Annotated in this window: 16 protein-coding genes and 1 pseudogene; 9 read left to right on the top strand and 8 right to left on the bottom strand. The window is 71.3% G+C overall.

All coding sequences use genetic code 11. The features are described 5' to 3' along the window. Window positions 1-102 precede the first annotated feature (102 nt). Window positions 103-2,481 (top strand): M28 family peptidase, encoded by a 2,379-nt coding sequence (locus VKK44_RS01090; RefSeq protein ID WP_343444942.1) that lies wholly within the window; start codon window positions 103-105, stop codon window positions 2,479-2,481. On the opposite strand, the gene VKK44_RS01085 is transcribed toward VKK44_RS01090, so the two are convergent. Beyond that, window positions 2,478-3,314, bottom strand: coding sequence for an SDR family oxidoreductase (locus VKK44_RS01085; protein ID WP_343444940.1), 837 nt, complete (start codon window positions 3,312-3,314; stop codon window positions 2,478-2,480). The genes VKK44_RS01090 and VKK44_RS01085 overlap by 4 nt on opposite strands. 109 nt (window positions 3,315-3,423) lie before the next feature. On the opposite strand from VKK44_RS01085, the gene VKK44_RS01080 reads away from it, so the two are divergent. Together VKK44_RS01080 and VKK44_RS01075 are read left to right on the top strand one after the other, a co-directional pair. Then, window positions 3,424-4,020: a TetR/AcrR family transcriptional regulator gene (locus tag VKK44_RS01080; RefSeq protein WP_343444939.1), complete on the top strand. Its 597-nt coding sequence runs from the start codon at window positions 3,424-3,426 to the stop codon at window positions 4,018-4,020. Window positions 4,021-4,106: 86 nt separating this feature from the next. Continuing rightward, window positions 4,107-4,709: a dihydrofolate reductase family protein gene (locus tag VKK44_RS01075; RefSeq protein ID WP_343444938.1), complete on the top strand. Its 603-nt coding sequence runs from the start codon at window positions 4,107-4,109 to the stop codon at window positions 4,707-4,709. Window positions 4,710-4,757: 48 nt separating this feature from the next. Here the strand turns inward: VKK44_RS01075 and VKK44_RS01070 are convergent, their stop codons facing one another. After that, entirely contained in the window at window positions 4,758-4,931 is a 174-nt protein-coding gene (locus VKK44_RS01070; protein WP_343444937.1) for a hypothetical protein, read from the bottom strand. Between the two features lie 316 nt (window positions 4,932-5,247). Between VKK44_RS01070 and VKK44_RS01065 the strand changes: the two genes are divergently transcribed. Both VKK44_RS01065 and VKK44_RS01060 read left to right on the top strand, forming a co-directional pair. After that, window positions 5,248-5,439 carry a hypothetical protein gene (locus VKK44_RS01065; protein WP_343444936.1) on the top strand — a complete coding sequence of 64 codons (192 nt, stop codon included), beginning with the start codon at window positions 5,248-5,250 and terminating at the stop codon, window positions 5,437-5,439. Window positions 5,440-5,486: 47 nt separating this feature from the next. Beyond that, window positions 5,487-6,044 carry an SET domain-containing protein gene (locus tag VKK44_RS01060; protein WP_343444935.1) on the top strand — a complete coding sequence of 186 codons (558 nt, stop codon included), beginning with the start codon at window positions 5,487-5,489 and terminating at the stop codon, window positions 6,042-6,044. On the opposite strand, the gene VKK44_RS01055 is transcribed toward VKK44_RS01060, so the two are convergent. Together VKK44_RS01055 and VKK44_RS01050 are read right to left on the bottom strand one after the other, a co-directional pair. Continuing rightward, a complete protein-coding gene (locus VKK44_RS01055; protein WP_107161860.1) occupies window positions 6,035-6,277 on the bottom strand; it encodes a type II toxin-antitoxin system RelE family toxin in 243 nt (80 codons plus the stop codon). The genes VKK44_RS01060 and VKK44_RS01055 overlap by 10 nt on opposite strands. After that, the gene (locus VKK44_RS01050) at window positions 6,274-6,573 is read right to left on the bottom strand and encodes a type II toxin-antitoxin system Phd/YefM family antitoxin (protein WP_343444934.1); all 300 of its coding nucleotides are present in this window, start codon (window positions 6,571-6,573) and stop codon (window positions 6,274-6,276) included. Before VKK44_RS01050 ends, VKK44_RS01055 begins: the two co-directional genes overlap by 4 nt. Before the next feature lie 84 nt (window positions 6,574-6,657). Here VKK44_RS01050 and VKK44_RS01045 point away from each other — a divergent pair, with 84 nt between their 5' ends. Next, a complete protein-coding gene (locus tag VKK44_RS01045; protein ID WP_343444933.1) occupies window positions 6,658-7,107 on the top strand; it encodes a GNAT family N-acetyltransferase in 450 nt (149 codons plus the stop codon). A gap of 117 nt (window positions 7,108-7,224) precedes the next feature. On the opposite strand, the gene VKK44_RS01040 is transcribed toward VKK44_RS01045, so the two are convergent. The 4 genes from VKK44_RS01040 to VKK44_RS01025 form a co-directional block, all read right to left on the bottom strand. Then, window positions 7,225-8,088, bottom strand: coding sequence for an alpha/beta fold hydrolase (locus VKK44_RS01040; protein ID WP_343444932.1), 864 nt, complete (start codon window positions 8,086-8,088; stop codon window positions 7,225-7,227). Between the two features lie 116 nt (window positions 8,089-8,204). Continuing rightward, complete coding sequence (locus tag VKK44_RS01035) at window positions 8,205-8,459, bottom strand: Smr/MutS family protein (protein ID WP_013288724.1); 255 nt, start codon at window positions 8,457-8,459, stop codon at window positions 8,205-8,207. Between the two features lie 56 nt (window positions 8,460-8,515). Further along, window positions 8,516-8,878, bottom strand: a complete 363-nt coding sequence (locus tag VKK44_RS01030) for a tetratricopeptide repeat protein (RefSeq protein ID WP_343444931.1) — start codon at window positions 8,876-8,878, stop codon at window positions 8,516-8,518. A gap of 86 nt (window positions 8,879-8,964) precedes the next feature. Further along, window positions 8,965-9,735 carry an ROK family protein gene (locus VKK44_RS01025; protein ID WP_343444930.1) on the bottom strand — a complete coding sequence of 257 codons (771 nt, stop codon included), beginning with the start codon at window positions 9,733-9,735 and terminating at the stop codon, window positions 8,965-8,967. Between the two features lie 85 nt (window positions 9,736-9,820). Between VKK44_RS01025 and VKK44_RS01020 the strand changes: the two genes are divergently transcribed. The 3 genes and pseudogenes from VKK44_RS01020 (at window position 9,821) to VKK44_RS01010 (ending at window position 13,256) form a co-directional block, all read left to right on the top strand. Beyond that, complete coding sequence (locus VKK44_RS01020) at window positions 9,821-11,458, top strand: ABC-F family ATP-binding cassette domain-containing protein (protein ID WP_343444928.1); 1,638 nt, start codon at window positions 9,821-9,823, stop codon at window positions 11,456-11,458. A 38-nt stretch (window positions 11,459-11,496) separates the two neighbouring features. After that, window positions 11,497-11,748: pseudogene (locus VKK44_RS01015) on the top strand (hypothetical protein); the annotation flags it as partial. A gap of 308 nt (window positions 11,749-12,056) precedes the next feature. Then, a complete protein-coding gene (locus tag VKK44_RS01010; RefSeq protein WP_343447622.1) occupies window positions 12,057-13,256 on the top strand; it encodes an IS110 family RNA-guided transposase in 1,200 nt (399 codons plus the stop codon). Window positions 13,257-13,895: the final 639 nt, after the last annotated feature.

Here is a 13,895-nt window from a genome sequence, read left to right as displayed (position 1 = left end):
GAGCGCTGCCCGTTCGGCAGCGCACCGACCGGGGAGTGCCGCCACGACCGCCGGGGGTGCAGGATGATGCCCACCCCGTAGATCCACCCCCGAGGAGTCCCCGTGGGCGCACCCCCCACCCGCCCCGCCGACCGGGCGTTCGCCAAGCCCCGCCGCCGCCTGCCCGCCGCCGTCGCCGCGCTGGTCGCGCTGCTCGCCGTCGGAGCGGGCGTCCTGGTCACCCTGTCCACCCCGGCGCCGCGCCCGGCCGACGCGCCGGCCGGCGAGTTCAGCGCCGCGCGGGCGTACCGGAACGTCGAGGTGATCGCGGCCCGGCCGCACGTGGCCGGCAGCGCGGCCAACGACCGGGTACGCGAGCACCTGGTCGGCACGCTGCGCGGGCTGGGCCTGGAGACCGAGGTGCAGGACGCGGTGGCGCCCGAGGCCGGGCAACTGTCCGGCGCGGCCGGCGGCGCGACGCTGGCCCGGGTGCGCAACGTGGTGGCCCGCCTCCCCGGCACCGACCCGACCGGCAAGGTCTTCCTGGTCGCCCACTACGACTCGGTGCAGACCGGGCCGGGCGGCAACGACGACGCGGCCGGCACCGCCACCATCCTGGAGGTGGCCCGCGCGCTGACCACCGGCCCGCGTCCCCGCAACGACGTGGTCTTCGTGCTCACCGACGCGGAGGAGGCGTGCCTGTGCGGCGCGGCCGGCTTCGCCGCCGACCACCCGCTCGCCGCCGACGGCGGAGTGGTGCTCAACCTGGAGGCACGCGGCTCCACCGGCCCGGTGATCATGTTCGAGACGTCCCGGAACAACGCGAAGCTGGTGGACGTGTTCGGCCGGGCCGCGCCGCACCCGGTGGGCACGTCGTTCGCGGTGGAGATCTACCGGGCGCTGCCCAACGACACCGACTTCACCGCGTTCGGCGACGCCCGTTTCGTGGGCCTGAACTCGGCCTACATCGACGGCGGCGCGATCTACCACACCCCGTTGGACGTGCCGGCCCGGATGGACCGGGGCAGCCTCCAGATGCACGGCGACAACGCGCTCGGCCTGGCCCGCGAGTTCGGCCGCACCGACCTGGGCGACCTGCGCTCCGGCCACGACGACACCTACTTCCCGGTGCCGGGCGGGCTGGTCCGCTACCCGGGCGGGCTGACCCTGCCGCTGGCGGTGGCCGCGCTGCTCGCGGTCGGCGCGCTCGGCTGGCTGCTGCGCCGCCGGGGCCGGGCCACCGCCGGCACGCTCGCCGCCGGCGCCGGCCTGGCCCTGGTGCCGGTCGTCGTGGCCCCGCTGGGCGCCTGGCTGCTCTGGGCCGCGATCACCACGATCCGACCGGGGTACGCCGAACTGCTCGACCCGTACCGCCCGGTCTGGTACCGCCTCGCCGTGGTGGCGCTCGCCGCCACGGTGCTCCTCTGCTGGTACGCGCTGCTGCGCCGCCGCGTCGGCCCGGCCGCGCTGGCGTTCGGCGGGCTGCTCTGGCTGGCCCTGTTCGGCGTGCTGCTCGCCGTGCTCGTACCCGGTGGGGCGTACCTGACGACCCTGCCGGCGCTGGCCGGCGCCGTCGCCGGCCTCGCGGCGCTGGCCACCCGCCTGGACGGCCCGTGGCCGGTGGTCGCGGTGACGCTGGCCGGCGCGGTGGCCGTGGTGGTGCTGCTGCCCCCGGTCGTGCTGCTGTTCCCGGCGCTCGGCATGGGCATGGGCGCGGTGGCCGCGCTGGTCGCGGTGCTGCTCGGCCTGGCCCTGCTGCCCGTGGTGGACCTGCTGCACCCGCGCGCCGGCGGCCAGCGGGGCATGCTGGCGCTGCGCGCCCGCCGCCTCGGCGCGCTGCCGGCCGGCGCGGCGTTCGTGGCGGCGGTGACGCTCGCCGGGGTCGGCCTGGCCGTCGACCGCTTCGACGACGCACACCCGGTGCCCACCCACCTGATGTACGCGCTGGACGCCGGCTCGAAGAAGGCGGCCTGGCTCAGTCACGAGGACATCCCGCAGCCCTGGACCGACCGCTACGTCGACCGGACCATCTCGGTGGCCGACGACTTCCCCGGCCTGGGCGACGGCGAGCTGCGGGCCGGCCCGGCCCCGGCGGCGTCGCTGCCCGCGCCGAAGCTGGAGACGCTCGCCGACACCCGCAACGGTGACCAGCGGGTGCTGCGGGTGCGGGTCACGCCGCAGCGGACGGTACGGCTGCTCACGCTGCACGTGGACACGCGCACCGCCACCGTCCGGTCCGCCTCGGTGGCCGGGCGGGACGTGCCGGTCAAGGCGCGCGAGGGCCGGTGGGGCTTCGGGATCGTGTTCCACGCCCCGCCGCCGGAGGGCGTCGAGGTGACGCTGACGTTGACGACCTCGGCCGACACGGTCAACCTGCGCGCCATGGACGCCAGCGACGGGCTGTCCACGCTGCCCGGCTTCCGGCAGCGGCCGGGGAACGTGGGCGTGGTCGGCTCGCACACCTCGGAGATGCTGGCGGTGGCGCAGACGTACGCGCTCTAGCGGGCCGTTCCGGGGGCGGGCACCGCGTGCTCGGCGGCGCGGCTGACCCGCTCCCAGCCGGCCCAGGTGTCCATCCGCCGGCGGGCGATGTCGAACGCCAGGTCGTACACCATGCTCCCGAGCAGCAGCCGCAGCGGCGGGTCGTCGCTGTCGACGAGTCGCAGCAGAGCCTCGGCGGCCAGCCGGGGCTCGCTGTCGACCGAGTCCTCCGCCCACTGTCGCGCCAACTCGGCGCGCAGCGGCGCGTACGCGTCCATCGGGTTGGTGGCGCTGACGCTGGTGTAGAGGTCGGTCCAGTAGCCGCCCGGCTGGATGATGCTGAGTCTGACGTCGAAGGCCGCCGCCTCCATCGCGAGGGCCTCGCTCATGCCTTCCAGGGCGAACTTGCTCGCGCTGTACATGCCCGTGCTCGGGAAGCCACCGAGGGCGGCGATGCTGGAGACCTGCACGATGTGGCCGGACCGTTGGGCGCGCAGGTGCGGCAGCACCGCCTGGCTGACCCAGAGCGCGCCGAAGAGGTTCACCTCGAACTGGGCGCGCGCCTCCGCCTCGGTGAACTCCTCGACCATGCCCATGGACAGATTGCCGGCGTTGTTGACGACGATGTCGAGCCGCCCGAAGTGCTTGACCGCGGTGGCCACGGCGGCGAAGACGGCCGCCCGGTCGGTCACGTCGAGGGTCTGGGCCAGCAGCCGGTCGCCGTGTCGCGCGTCGAAGTCGTCCGGGGTAACGGTCCGGGCGGCGGCGACCACCCGGTCACCCCGGTCGAGCGCGGCCTCGGCGAACGCGCGGCCCAGGCCGCGGCTGGCGCCGGTGATGAACCAGGTCCGCATGTCGGCGTTCCCCTTCGGCTGATGAGACGAGACGGTCCGTCTCGACTCTCCACCCTGACCCCCCATTCGTCAAGACGAGACGGTTCGTCTCGCTGATATGGTGCTGCTCATGACGCCGCCGAACACGGCCCGCCGGAGCGAGACCTCCCGCCGCGCCATCCTCACCGCGGCCTTCGAGCTGTTACGGGAGGTCGAGTACGCGAAGATCAGCATCGAGGGCATCGCCAGCCGCGCCGGCGTGGGAAAGCAGACCATCTACCGTTGGTGGCCGTCCAAGGGCGCGGTCGTCTTCGACGCGTTCCTCATGCTCAGCGAAGGCGCCGAGGGCGAGCCGGTGCGGCTCCCGGACACCGGCGACCTGGCCGCCGACCTGACCGGGGTGCTCCGCGCCACCGTGGCGGAACTGACCGACCCCCGGTACGAGCAACCGATGCGCGCGCTGGCGACCGAGATCGCCCACGACCCCGAGCTGGCGGCGACCTACGCCGAACGGCTGGACGGGCCGCTGCGGGAGGCCAAACGGCAGCGCCTGCGCAGCGCCCAACAAGCCGGACAACTCGCCGAGAACGTCGACCTCGACGTGGCGGTGGACCTGATCTGGGGCCCCGTGTTCCAACGCTGGCTCCACCGCGGCGGACCGCTCACGACCGAATACACCGACCGGCTCGTCGCCACCGCGCTCGACGGGCTGCGGCCCCGCCGCTGAACTTTTTTCCGGCCGGATGTCGAGGACGGGTCGTTCGGCTTCTACCCCCGGGTGAAAGCTGGTTCACGCGACCCGAGGAGCACACGATGAGCAAGGTGACCACCGGCGCGACCATGTCCCTGGACGGCTACGTCGCCGACTCGTCGCACGGCGGCTTCGACCACCTCTTCCAGTGGTACAACAACGGCGACGTGGCGGTGCCGACGGCTCATGCCAACATGACGTTCCGGACGTCGGCGGCCAGCGCCGCACACATCCGGGCGCTGACCGAGCGCACCGGCGCGCTGGTCGTCGGCCGCACGCTGTTCGACCTGACAAGCGGCTGGGGCGGCCGGCACCCGCTGGACATGCCGGTGGTCGTGGTGACCCACCAGGTGCCGGCGGGCTGGGCGCCCGAAGGCGAGTCCTTCGTGTTCGTCACCGACGGCATCGAGCGGGCGGTCGAGCGGGCCCGCGCCCTGGCGGGCGGCAAGGAGGTCGGCGTGAACGCCGGGACGATCGCGCGGCAGGTGCTGGAGGCGGGGCTGCTCGACGAGGTGCACGTCGACCTGGTGCCGGTGCTGCTCGGCGACGGGATCCCGTTCTTCTCCGGGCTGGGCATCGCGCCGGTGGAGTTCGACGGGCCGTTCCGGGTGGTGGAAGGCGTCGGCGTCACCCACCTGGCCTACCGGGTACGCCGACCAGCCTGATCTGCTGTCGCCCCGGCTTCCCGATCACCACCGGGGGCTGGGGCGAGGTCAGATCGAACGGCGCGCGACGCCCGGTCGCTTGGGTGGCCGGAGGTGCTTCTCCTTGTGCTGCCGGACCATCTCGTCCCACACGTCCTGAGGGAAGTCGGGGTCCGGCGGAATCCACCGGTGTGAGTTGTCGGAGTAGTGGAACTTCTCGTCACCGGGATTGATCGCGCTCACGACAGCCAACCGAGGAACCTGCGGTGGAGAGCACCAGCGGAGGCCCAGCTCAGATCCTGCATGGCGGACAGCAGATGTGAGGCCATGTAGATCGACAGGGACACCCGAGCACAGCGGAACTCGGCCAGCAGCTCGCGGCGACGTGCGGGACAGGGCCAGGGCAGGTCGCACCCGGCACACGTCCAGAGGGGCAGAACAGGTCCGTGGTCCGTCACCGCCTCATCGCATCACATGGAGTTGTCTTTGTACAACCCCCTCGGGAGTTGTCTTGCCCTGTTTATCTTTATGCAACACCCTGAGGCCATACCGTCGGATCGTGGAGCTGCTCGGGTTGGATGAGATCCGCGATCTGCTGGGCGGGATCAGCAAGCAGCGGGCCACGATCATCGTCGGTCGGAAGGGATTCCCCGACCCGCTCGTCACCCTGAAGATGGGCCGCGTCTGGGACGGCAGGGCCGTTCGATCGTGGATCGCCAAGAACCGTCCCGGCCCGGCCGACGAGGACTGACGCTGTCGCCGCTTGAGTCGCCTGGGCAGCGGGGCGAAGGTGGACGGGTGTGGAACGCTCCGGAACCGGACTGCTGGCTTCACCCGGACGTCGAGGTCCGTCCGTCCGGGATCTCGGGTGAGGGCCTGTTCGCCTGCGCTCCCCTCCCCGCCGGGACGCCGGCGTCCCGGCTCGGCGGTCGACTCGTCACCGACGCAGAACTACGTGACCTGCTCGCCCGACCGGACCGCCCCTACATCGACACCATCACGGTGTGGGAGGACCGGCATCTGGTCCTCCCACCCGGTCGCCCCAACGGCAAGGGCAACCACGGCTGCGACCCGAATCTGTGGTGGGACGCGCCGTTCACCCTGGTCACCCGGCGGGACGTCGCAGCCGGTGAGGAACTGACGAACGACTACGGCACCAGCACCGGCACCGCCGATTTCGTCATGGCGTGCGGATGCGGCTCGGCGCGCTGCCGTCGGATCGTGACCGGCGACGACTGGCGGCTGACAGACCTCCAACACCGGTACGGGAACCACTGGGTTCCCGCTCTCCTGACCCGGATTCAAAGATCGCAGCCCATCAACTCACCCGGGCTGACACGAGCGGATCAGGAGTAGACGTCTTTCCGGTGTCCGACGGCGTGGATGGTCAAGTCGTCGCCATCGAGGCGATAGAGCACCCGGTAGTCACCGACGCGCAGACGACGCCCAGATCCGTCACGCATCTCGGTGGAGTTCTGCGGCGCGGGATCGGAAATCAAACCAAGGATCGCGCTCAGGACAGTGAGGAAGATGTTCCGCGGCTGCTTGTGCAACCACACCAGCACGTCACGGTCGATCTGGACCTTCATGCCGCCTCACCGTTGGCCCGGTCGGCCAGGAGGGCCTCCACCTCCTTCGGGTCGACCCCGAGCGACTCCAGGGCAGCAGAAAGCGGCACGAACTGACCGTCCGCGCGGGACCGAGCGATCACCTGCGAGTCCCGACGGTCCCGAAACGCCTCGATCTCTTCCCACTCGTCGATGCCCACCAGCACGGCGACGGGTCGTTCGTACTTGGTGATGATGACGGGCTCGCCGGTGCGTTCGACCGCTTCCAGCACGCGACCAACGCCGTCGCGAAACTCTCGTAGCGTCATCGTCGTCATGTACCGTACTGTACCACGCGGTACCGTTTGGCAGATCAATAGCCTCCTGGCCGGGCGCGCACCATGCTCGCTACGCTGCGCCGCATGCGGCTGGAGAAGATCACCCCCGACAACTACGAGGCGGCTCTCGCGCTGTCGGTGCACCCCGACCAGGAGGATCTGGTGGCGCCGGTGGTCAAGTCGCTGGCCGAGGCGTACGTCTTCCCCGAGCACGCCTGGCCGAGGCTGGTCTACGACGGAGATCGGCTGGTCGGCTTCCTGATGGCGTTCTTCGACATTCCGTGGGGCGACAACCCGGACGACCTGCGGGCCGGCCTCTGGCGGCTGAACATCGCGGCCGACGCGCAGGGCCACGGCTTCGGCCGGTTCGCGGTCGACGCGGTGTGCGAGGAGATCCGAGCCAGAGGCGGCAACCGGGCGTACGTCACCTGGGAGCCCCGTGTCGGCGGTCCGGAACCGTTCTACCTGAAGCTGGGCTTCCGCCCCACCGGTGAGCAGAGCGGTGGCCAGACGGTCGCCGTGCGGGACCTGTAGACCGGCACGATCCACCAGCCCCGCGAGGTAGGCGGCATTCGAGCGACCGGGACACCGCCACCTCGGCGAGGTGAGTGGATCAACCGCCGAGCGGCCCGAACGAACGCGGCGAAATCGTCAGGCGAGAAAGCCGTGCAACGCCGCGGTCAGGTCGTCGGGGTTCTCCTCGGCGACGTGGTGTCCGGACTCGATCGGATGGCCCCGGAGATCGTCGGCCCACGCCGCCCAGATCGCGAGCGGGTCACCGTACAGGTCCGCCATGTCATCCCGGCTCGACCAGAGGAAGAGCGTCGGACACGCCACGGTGCGACCGGCGCGCCGGTCGGCTTCCTCATGCTCCCGGTCGACTCCGAGGCCGGCGCGGTAGTCCTCCAACATCGCCCGCACCGTGGCCGGGTCGTGGATGGCCTGCCGGAACTCCCGATAGTTCTCAGCTCCCATGTTGTCGGGCCGCGCCTTGCTGGCGTACCAGGCATCGGGATCGGCGTTGATCACCCGCTCCGGCGTGTCGGGCTGGGCGAAAAAGAACCAGTGGTACCAGGCGCGGGCGAAGCCGGCGTCGCAGCGGGCGAGGGCCTCGCTGAGCGGTACACCGTCGAGGACGACCAGGTGACTCACCGCCTGCGGATGGTCCAGTGCCAGGCGCAGCGCCACGTAAGAGCCGCGGTCGTGCCCGACAGCGGCGAATCTCGAATGACCGAGAGCGGTCATCAGCCGGACCAGATCCGCCGCCACCGCGCGCTTGGACTGCTGGGCATGGTCGGGAAGGACGCGCGCCTTCCCGGACTGGCCATAGCCGCGCATGTCCGGGCAGACGACGGTGAAGCCCCGGTCAACCAGCTGCGGTGCGACCCGATGCCACGTCGACCCGGTGCGCGGATGGCCGTGGATGAGAAGGACCGGACGGCCGTGCCCGGCATGGCGAACGCGGAGTTGCACCTCTCCGACGTCGATCCGCTCGTCCGTGAAGTCCTCGAACATGACCGACAGGTCTCCCGATGGTCCGCCGGGCAAACGTCCACCCGTCGATCGGAGGCGGATGCGCCACCCGGATCGACGATGACTCTCCGGACGGGCCCGTCACGGCTTGGCGGATATTACTTCCAGCGGAAGTGGACGAAGAGGCGGCCGAAGTTCTTCGAGTCCTTCTCGACGCGGTGGTAGAGCTGCTTCACGTCCTTCTGGTCGAGGAAGCGCAGCACCTTCTTCTTCAACGCGCCGGAGCCCTTGCCCGGGATGATCTCCACGAGCGTGGCCTTCTTCGCCACCGCCTCGTCCATGATCCCGCGCAGCGCGCGGTCGATGTCGTGGCCCTTGTTGTAGATGTCGTGGAGATCGAGCTTGAGCTTCACGGTTCACATCCTAGGTACGCCGAGGGGCAGCCCACCCGGGCTGCCCCTCGACAGAACTAACGACCGACCCGACCCTCGACCCGCTTGAGCGCGGTGGTGTAGTCGGCGTTGGTGGAGTGCATGGCCGCCGCGATGCGCAGGTGCCGCAGCGCGTCGGCCGGCCGGTTCATCCGCTCCAGCGTCCGACCGAGCACGTGGTGCGCGTAGTGGTCGCTCGGGTCCCGGTCGACCAGCTCACGCAGGTGCGCCTCGGCGCGGTTGAGCTGCGCCGACTGGAAGTACGCCCGGGCCAGCAACTGCCGTACCGAGGAGTTGTCGGGCTCCGCCTCGATGATCGGCTCCAGCAGCCGGGCCGCTCCGGTCGGGTCCCCCGAGTCGAAGAACATGGTCGCCCGCCGGTACTCCGCCAGAAGGTCCACTCGACCCACCTCCTCGTGTCGCGTCAGCCCTTTGTCCGACGCTGGCACAACACCGGCGGAAGCGCGAGTGTTCCACGGGGTAAGGATCAGGGCGTGGGGTCGTACCTGTCGCCCACCAGGTCCCAGGCCCGGACACCACCCACGATTCCGGCCGTGTTCGGGACGACCACGACATCGTCTCCCATCCGGGCCACCTGCTCCGGCCGGATCAGCCGCGAGTTGCCGCCGCCCAGGTAGAGCCGGTCCCAGTGGAACACCGGCCGCAGGCCGTCCACCACCTGCCGGATCCGCCGGGACCAGAACGCGTCACCGAGGCGCCGCCGTTCCGGCTCCCCGACATACGTGTCGTAGGTGGTGTTCCACCGCACCGGCGCGTGCGACAGCTCCAGGTGCGGCGCGATCGTCCCGCCGTCGAAGAGCGCGCTGCCCAGCCCGGTGCCGAGCGTCAGCACCAGCTCGCACCCGGTCCCGGCGACCACGCCGGCGCCGTGCACCTCGGCGTCGTTGAGCACCAGCGCGGGCATCCCGAACGCCTCGGCGAGCGCGCCGCGCGCGTCGTACCCGGACCATTCCGCGACCAGCTCCGGGTCGACGCGGCTGCGCGGCCCGGCCCGGGTCACGTAGTGCGGGGTGGCCACCACGACGCCGTGCCGGATCATGCCGGGCATGCCGACGGTGAGCCGGTCCGCCGTGGGCAGCCGGGCGCCGAGATCCAACAGCGTCCGCACGAACAGGGTCGGGGGCAGCGGGTACGGCGTGGGCACGCGCAGCGGACGGGCTCGCATGGTGCCGGCGGCGTCCAGCACGGAGGCCTTGATCCCGCCGCCCCCGCAGTCGATCGCCAGTGTGGTCGCCACGGCTGTGAGTGTCCCTCAGCGGTGTTCCCGCCCGAGCGCGGGTCACGGTAATCCGGATGCGCGCGCCGGTAGGCTCGGTGACCTGATGAGCGCCACGTTGATCGCCAAGGATCTCACCGCCGGCCACGGTGACCGTCTCCTCTTCGAAGACCTGAGCCTGGTCGTCGCGCCCGGCGACGTGATCGGCCTGGTCGGGGTGAACGGCGCCGGCAAGTCCACGCTGCTGCGCACGCTCGCCGGGCTCCAGCCCCGCGAGCAGGGTTCGGTGGCGTTGAGCCCGCCCGGCGCCACGGTCGGCTACCTGCCGCAGGAGCCGGAACGTCGGCCGGGCGAGACGGTCCGGGACTTCCTGGCCCGGCGTACCGGCGTGACCGCCGCGCAGGCCGCGCTGGACGCCGCCACCGAGGCGCTGACCGCCGGCGCGGCCGGCGCCGACGACGCGTACGCGAATGCCCTGGAACGCTGGCTCGACCTCGGCGGCGCGGATCTGGACGAACGGGCCGAACAGGTCGCGGCCGAGCTGGGCCTCGACGTCGGCCTGGACCATCCGACGACGGGGCTCTCCGGCGGGCAGGCGGCCCGCGCCGGGCTGGCGTCGCTGCTGCTCAGCCGCTACGACATCTTCCTGCTCGACGAGCCCACCAACGACCTCGACCTGGCCGGGCTGGACCGGCTGGAACGCTTCGTCACCGGGCTGCGCGCCGGCACGGTGCTGGTCAGCCACGACCGCGAGTTCCTCACCCGCACGGTCAACCGGATCGTCGAGCTGGACCTGCACCAACGGCAGGTCAACCACTACGGCGGCGGCTACGCGGCCTTCCTGGAGGAACGCGCCGTGGCGCGCCGGCACGCCCGCGAGGAGTTCGAGGAGTACGCCGACACGAAGGCCGACCTGGAGGCACGCGCCCGGACGCAGCGCGCCTGGATGGAGAAGGGCGTGAAGAACGCCCGGCGCAAGGCCACCGACAACGACAAGATCGGCCGCAAGTTCCGCACCGAGTCGACCGAGAAGCAGGCCGCGAAGGCGAAGCAGACCGCCCGCCTGATCGAGCGGCTGGAGGTGGTCGAGGAGCCGCGCAAGGAGTGGGAGCTGCGGATGGAGATCGCCGCCGCGCCCCGCGCCGGCGCCGTCGTGGCCTCGCTCCGAGGAGCCGTGGTACGCCGGGGCGGCTTCACGCTCGGCCCGGTGGACCTCCAGATCGACTGGGCGGACCGGGTGGCGATCACCGGGGCGAACGGCTCCGGCAAGAGCACGCTGCTGGCCGCGCTGCTGGGACGGCTGCCGCTCGACGAGGGGCACGCCGCGCTGGGGCCGGGCGTGGTGGTGGGCGAGGTGGACCAGGCGCGAGGGCTGTTCCTCGGCGACCAGCCGCTGCTCGACGCGTTCGCCGCCGCCGTACCGGAGCTGAACCCGGCGGACGTACGCACGCTGCTGGCCAAGTTCGGCCTGCGCGCCGACCACGTGCTGCGGCCGGCGGCGACGCTCTCCCCCGGCGAACGGACCCGGGCGGCGCTGGCGCTGCTCCAGGGGCGCGGCGTCAACCTGCTGGTGCTCGACGAGCCGACCAACCACCTCGACCTGGCCGCGATCGAGCAGCTGGAGTCCGCGCTGGCCACCTATCCCGGCACGCTGCTGCTGGTTACCCACGACCGGCGGATGCTGGACGCGGTGAGCGTGAACCGGCGCCTGCGCGTCACCGACGGACGGATCGCCGAGGACTGATCCGTGCCGACCGGCTGGTCCGGGGCCACAATGACGTCATGCTCAAGTGGGAGTACGCGCTGCTGGTCCGCCGTCGCCAGCCGGTCACCAACGACGTCGGGTGGGAGATCGTCTTCATCTGGTACGGCCCGGACGGCTCCATGATCGACGTCACGCCGTACGGCGACACCGCGCTGGCCCACCTGAACCGGGCCGGCGACCAGGGCTGGGAACTGGTGGCGATGAGCGAGGACCCGTCCCTGGCCGGCAACAACGAGCTGCACCGCTACCACCTGAAGCGCCCGAAGTCCGCGGCCCCCCAGCCCCGCCAGCGCATGCGCCCCTCCCGCCCCACCCGCCGAACCCTCCCCACCTGACCCGTTACCTTTTTGATCGTCCCCAGCCGGGGACTCTCGGTCGCTCGGCCCGGTATGACTTCCTGCCCCTGTCGTTCGGATGATCCGGGGGGTGTTGTCGCCGGGTCGGGTGGCGTCGGTGGACCGCTGATAGGGACACGGCCACCCGTGTTCGGGGTAGGTCTCTTCGTAACGTGGCTGCCGGCAGTCCGACGCCCTGACTGCGGCCGAGGCCACGATGCGATGCGTGGAGGCGGGTCTTGGTGCACGACGGATACGGCGTCTTCCTGGGCTTGGACGTCGGTAAGGGTGATCATCACGCGGTCGGTTTGGCCCCGGACGGCAAGCGGCTGCACGACGCGGCGTTGCCGAATACCGAGGTCCGGCTGCGGCAACTGTTCGACAAACTCGCCCGTCACGGTCGAGTCCTGGTCGTGGTCGACCAGCCCGCCTCGATCGGCGCCTTGCCGGTCGCGGTGGCTCGGGCGTGTGGGCATCAGGTGGCCTACCTGCCCGGACTGGCGATGCGGCGGATCGCCGATCTGCACCCCGGCACGGCGAAGACCGACGCCCGCGACGCCTACGTCATCGCTGACGCGGCCCGCACTCTGCCGCACACACTGCGGCGGGTCGACACCGGCGACGAGACCCTGGCTGAGCTGGAAGTCCTGGTTGGCTTCGACGACGACCTCGCTGGCGAAGCCACCCGCGTGTCCAACCGCATCCGGGGCCTGCTGACGCAGATCCATCCCGCCCTGGAACGGGTTCTCGGCCCGAAGGTGCAGCACAGGGCCGTGCTGGAGCTGCTGTCACGCTGCGGTGGACCGGCTGGTCTACGCAAGGCCGGCCGCCGCAAACTGCTCTCGATCGCCGCCGTCCACGCACCCCGCATGGGGGACCGACTCGTCGAGCAGATCATGACCGCCCTCGACGAGCAGACCGTCACCGTCCCCGGCACCCAGGCTGCGGAAACGATCCTGCCCCGCCTCGCCGACAGCCTCCGCGAGACCCTTCGCCAACGCGACCAGGTCGCCACCCAAGTCGAGGGGATGCTTGATGCGCACCCTCTTGCCCCGGTCCTGACCTCGATGCCCGGCATCGGCGTCAGGACCGCCGCCCGGATCCTGCTCGAAGTCGGCGACGGCACCGCCTTCCCCACCCCCGGCCACCTCGCCGCCTACGCCGGGCTTGCCCCCGTGACCCGACGATCCGGCAGCAGCATCCGCGGCGAACACCCACCGAGAGGCGGCAACAAGAACCTCAAACGAGCCCTTTTCCTCGCCGCGTTCGCCGCCCTCGCCGACCCCGTGAGCAGGGCCTACTACAACCGCAAGAGAGCTGAGGGCAAACGCCACAACGCCGCCCTCATCTGCCTCGCCCGACGCCGCTGCGACGTCCTGTTCGCCATGCTCCGCGACAAGATCCCCTACCAACCCCGCCCAACCGCCTCAATCGCTGCTTGACGAAACCCATAGGGACACCCCCCCGCCCCCTCCCTCTCGCCCTCCCTCTGCGTTGATCATGAAGTTGGCCGCAGCCATCGCCCGTTTGTCACCGCCAACCTCATGGTCAACACACGAGGGCACGGCGCTCCCGCCAGCCCTGACCGGCCCTATCGGAGTTGACCAAGGAGTTCAGGTCACCGACGGGAGCCTCTGGCGACGCAAACTCCTTGATCACCGTCTGGATTCACTTCGCCTGCGGCGTGTTGCCGTTCCGGAAGGGGTTACTGGGGGGAGCGATATGACGCAGAGGCATAAATATGCCTGGGAGGCATATCCGGTTCGAGTGGCCATTGGATTGGCGGCCCGATCGGGAGGAGGGCCGACCCATGCGGCGCACCGGCGGCGGCTGCTGCTGTGCCCTTCACACCGGGCGCGCCGGTGTGCGGATGCCTGCGTTGCCGCACCGGGCCCAGAACGGCGGGATTCGGGAAGCCGGATTGGCCGCGGTCGGCCCGACGAGCCGGGCTGGCTGGACGAGCCGGGGCTGACCGGGCTGGTCGGGGCAGACACGCCGGGCGAGCGGGTTGGCCGGACGAGGCAGGCCGACCGGGCTGGTCGGGGGCGGTGACCGGCGGGGCGGCGAGGTGGGCTTGAGCA

Origin of the sequence: Micromonospora sp. DSM 45708 (genome assembly GCF_039566955.1) — a bacterium.
Taxonomy (GTDB): Bacteria; Actinomycetota; Actinomycetes; order Mycobacteriales; family Micromonosporaceae; genus Micromonospora.
The sequence above is the reverse complement of the archived record's forward strand: the minus strand, read 5'-3'. Positions and strand labels throughout refer to the sequence as shown.

What these genes read in the sequence shown, in the direction of transcription:
- VKK44_RS01085 (WP_343444940.1), bottom strand. Translation starts at nt 3,314, where the DNA reads ATGCGGACCTGGTTCATCACCGGCGCCAGCCGCGGCCTGGGCCGCGCG.
- VKK44_RS01080 (WP_343444939.1), top strand. Translation starts at nt 3,424, where the DNA reads ATGACGCCGCCGAACACGGCCCGCCGGAGCGAGACCTCCCGCCGCGCC.
- VKK44_RS01075 (WP_343444938.1), top strand. Translation starts at nt 4,107, where the DNA reads ATGAGCAAGGTGACCACCGGCGCGACCATGTCCCTGGACGGCTACGTC.
- VKK44_RS01055 (WP_107161860.1), bottom strand. Translation starts at nt 6,277, where the DNA reads ATGAAGGTCCAGATCGACCGTGACGTGCTGGTGTGGTTGCACAAGCAG.
- VKK44_RS01050 (WP_343444934.1), bottom strand. Translation starts at nt 6,573, where the DNA reads ATGACGACGATGACGCTACGAGAGTTTCGCGACGGCGTTGGTCGCGTG.
- VKK44_RS01045 (WP_343444933.1), top strand. Translation starts at nt 6,658, where the DNA reads ATGCGGCTGGAGAAGATCACCCCCGACAACTACGAGGCGGCTCTCGCG.
- VKK44_RS01040 (WP_343444932.1), bottom strand. Translation starts at nt 8,088, where the DNA reads ATGTTCGAGGACTTCACGGACGAGCGGATCGACGTCGGAGAGGTGCAA.
- VKK44_RS01020 (WP_343444928.1), top strand. Translation starts at nt 9,821, where the DNA reads ATGAGCGCCACGTTGATCGCCAAGGATCTCACCGCCGGCCACGGTGAC.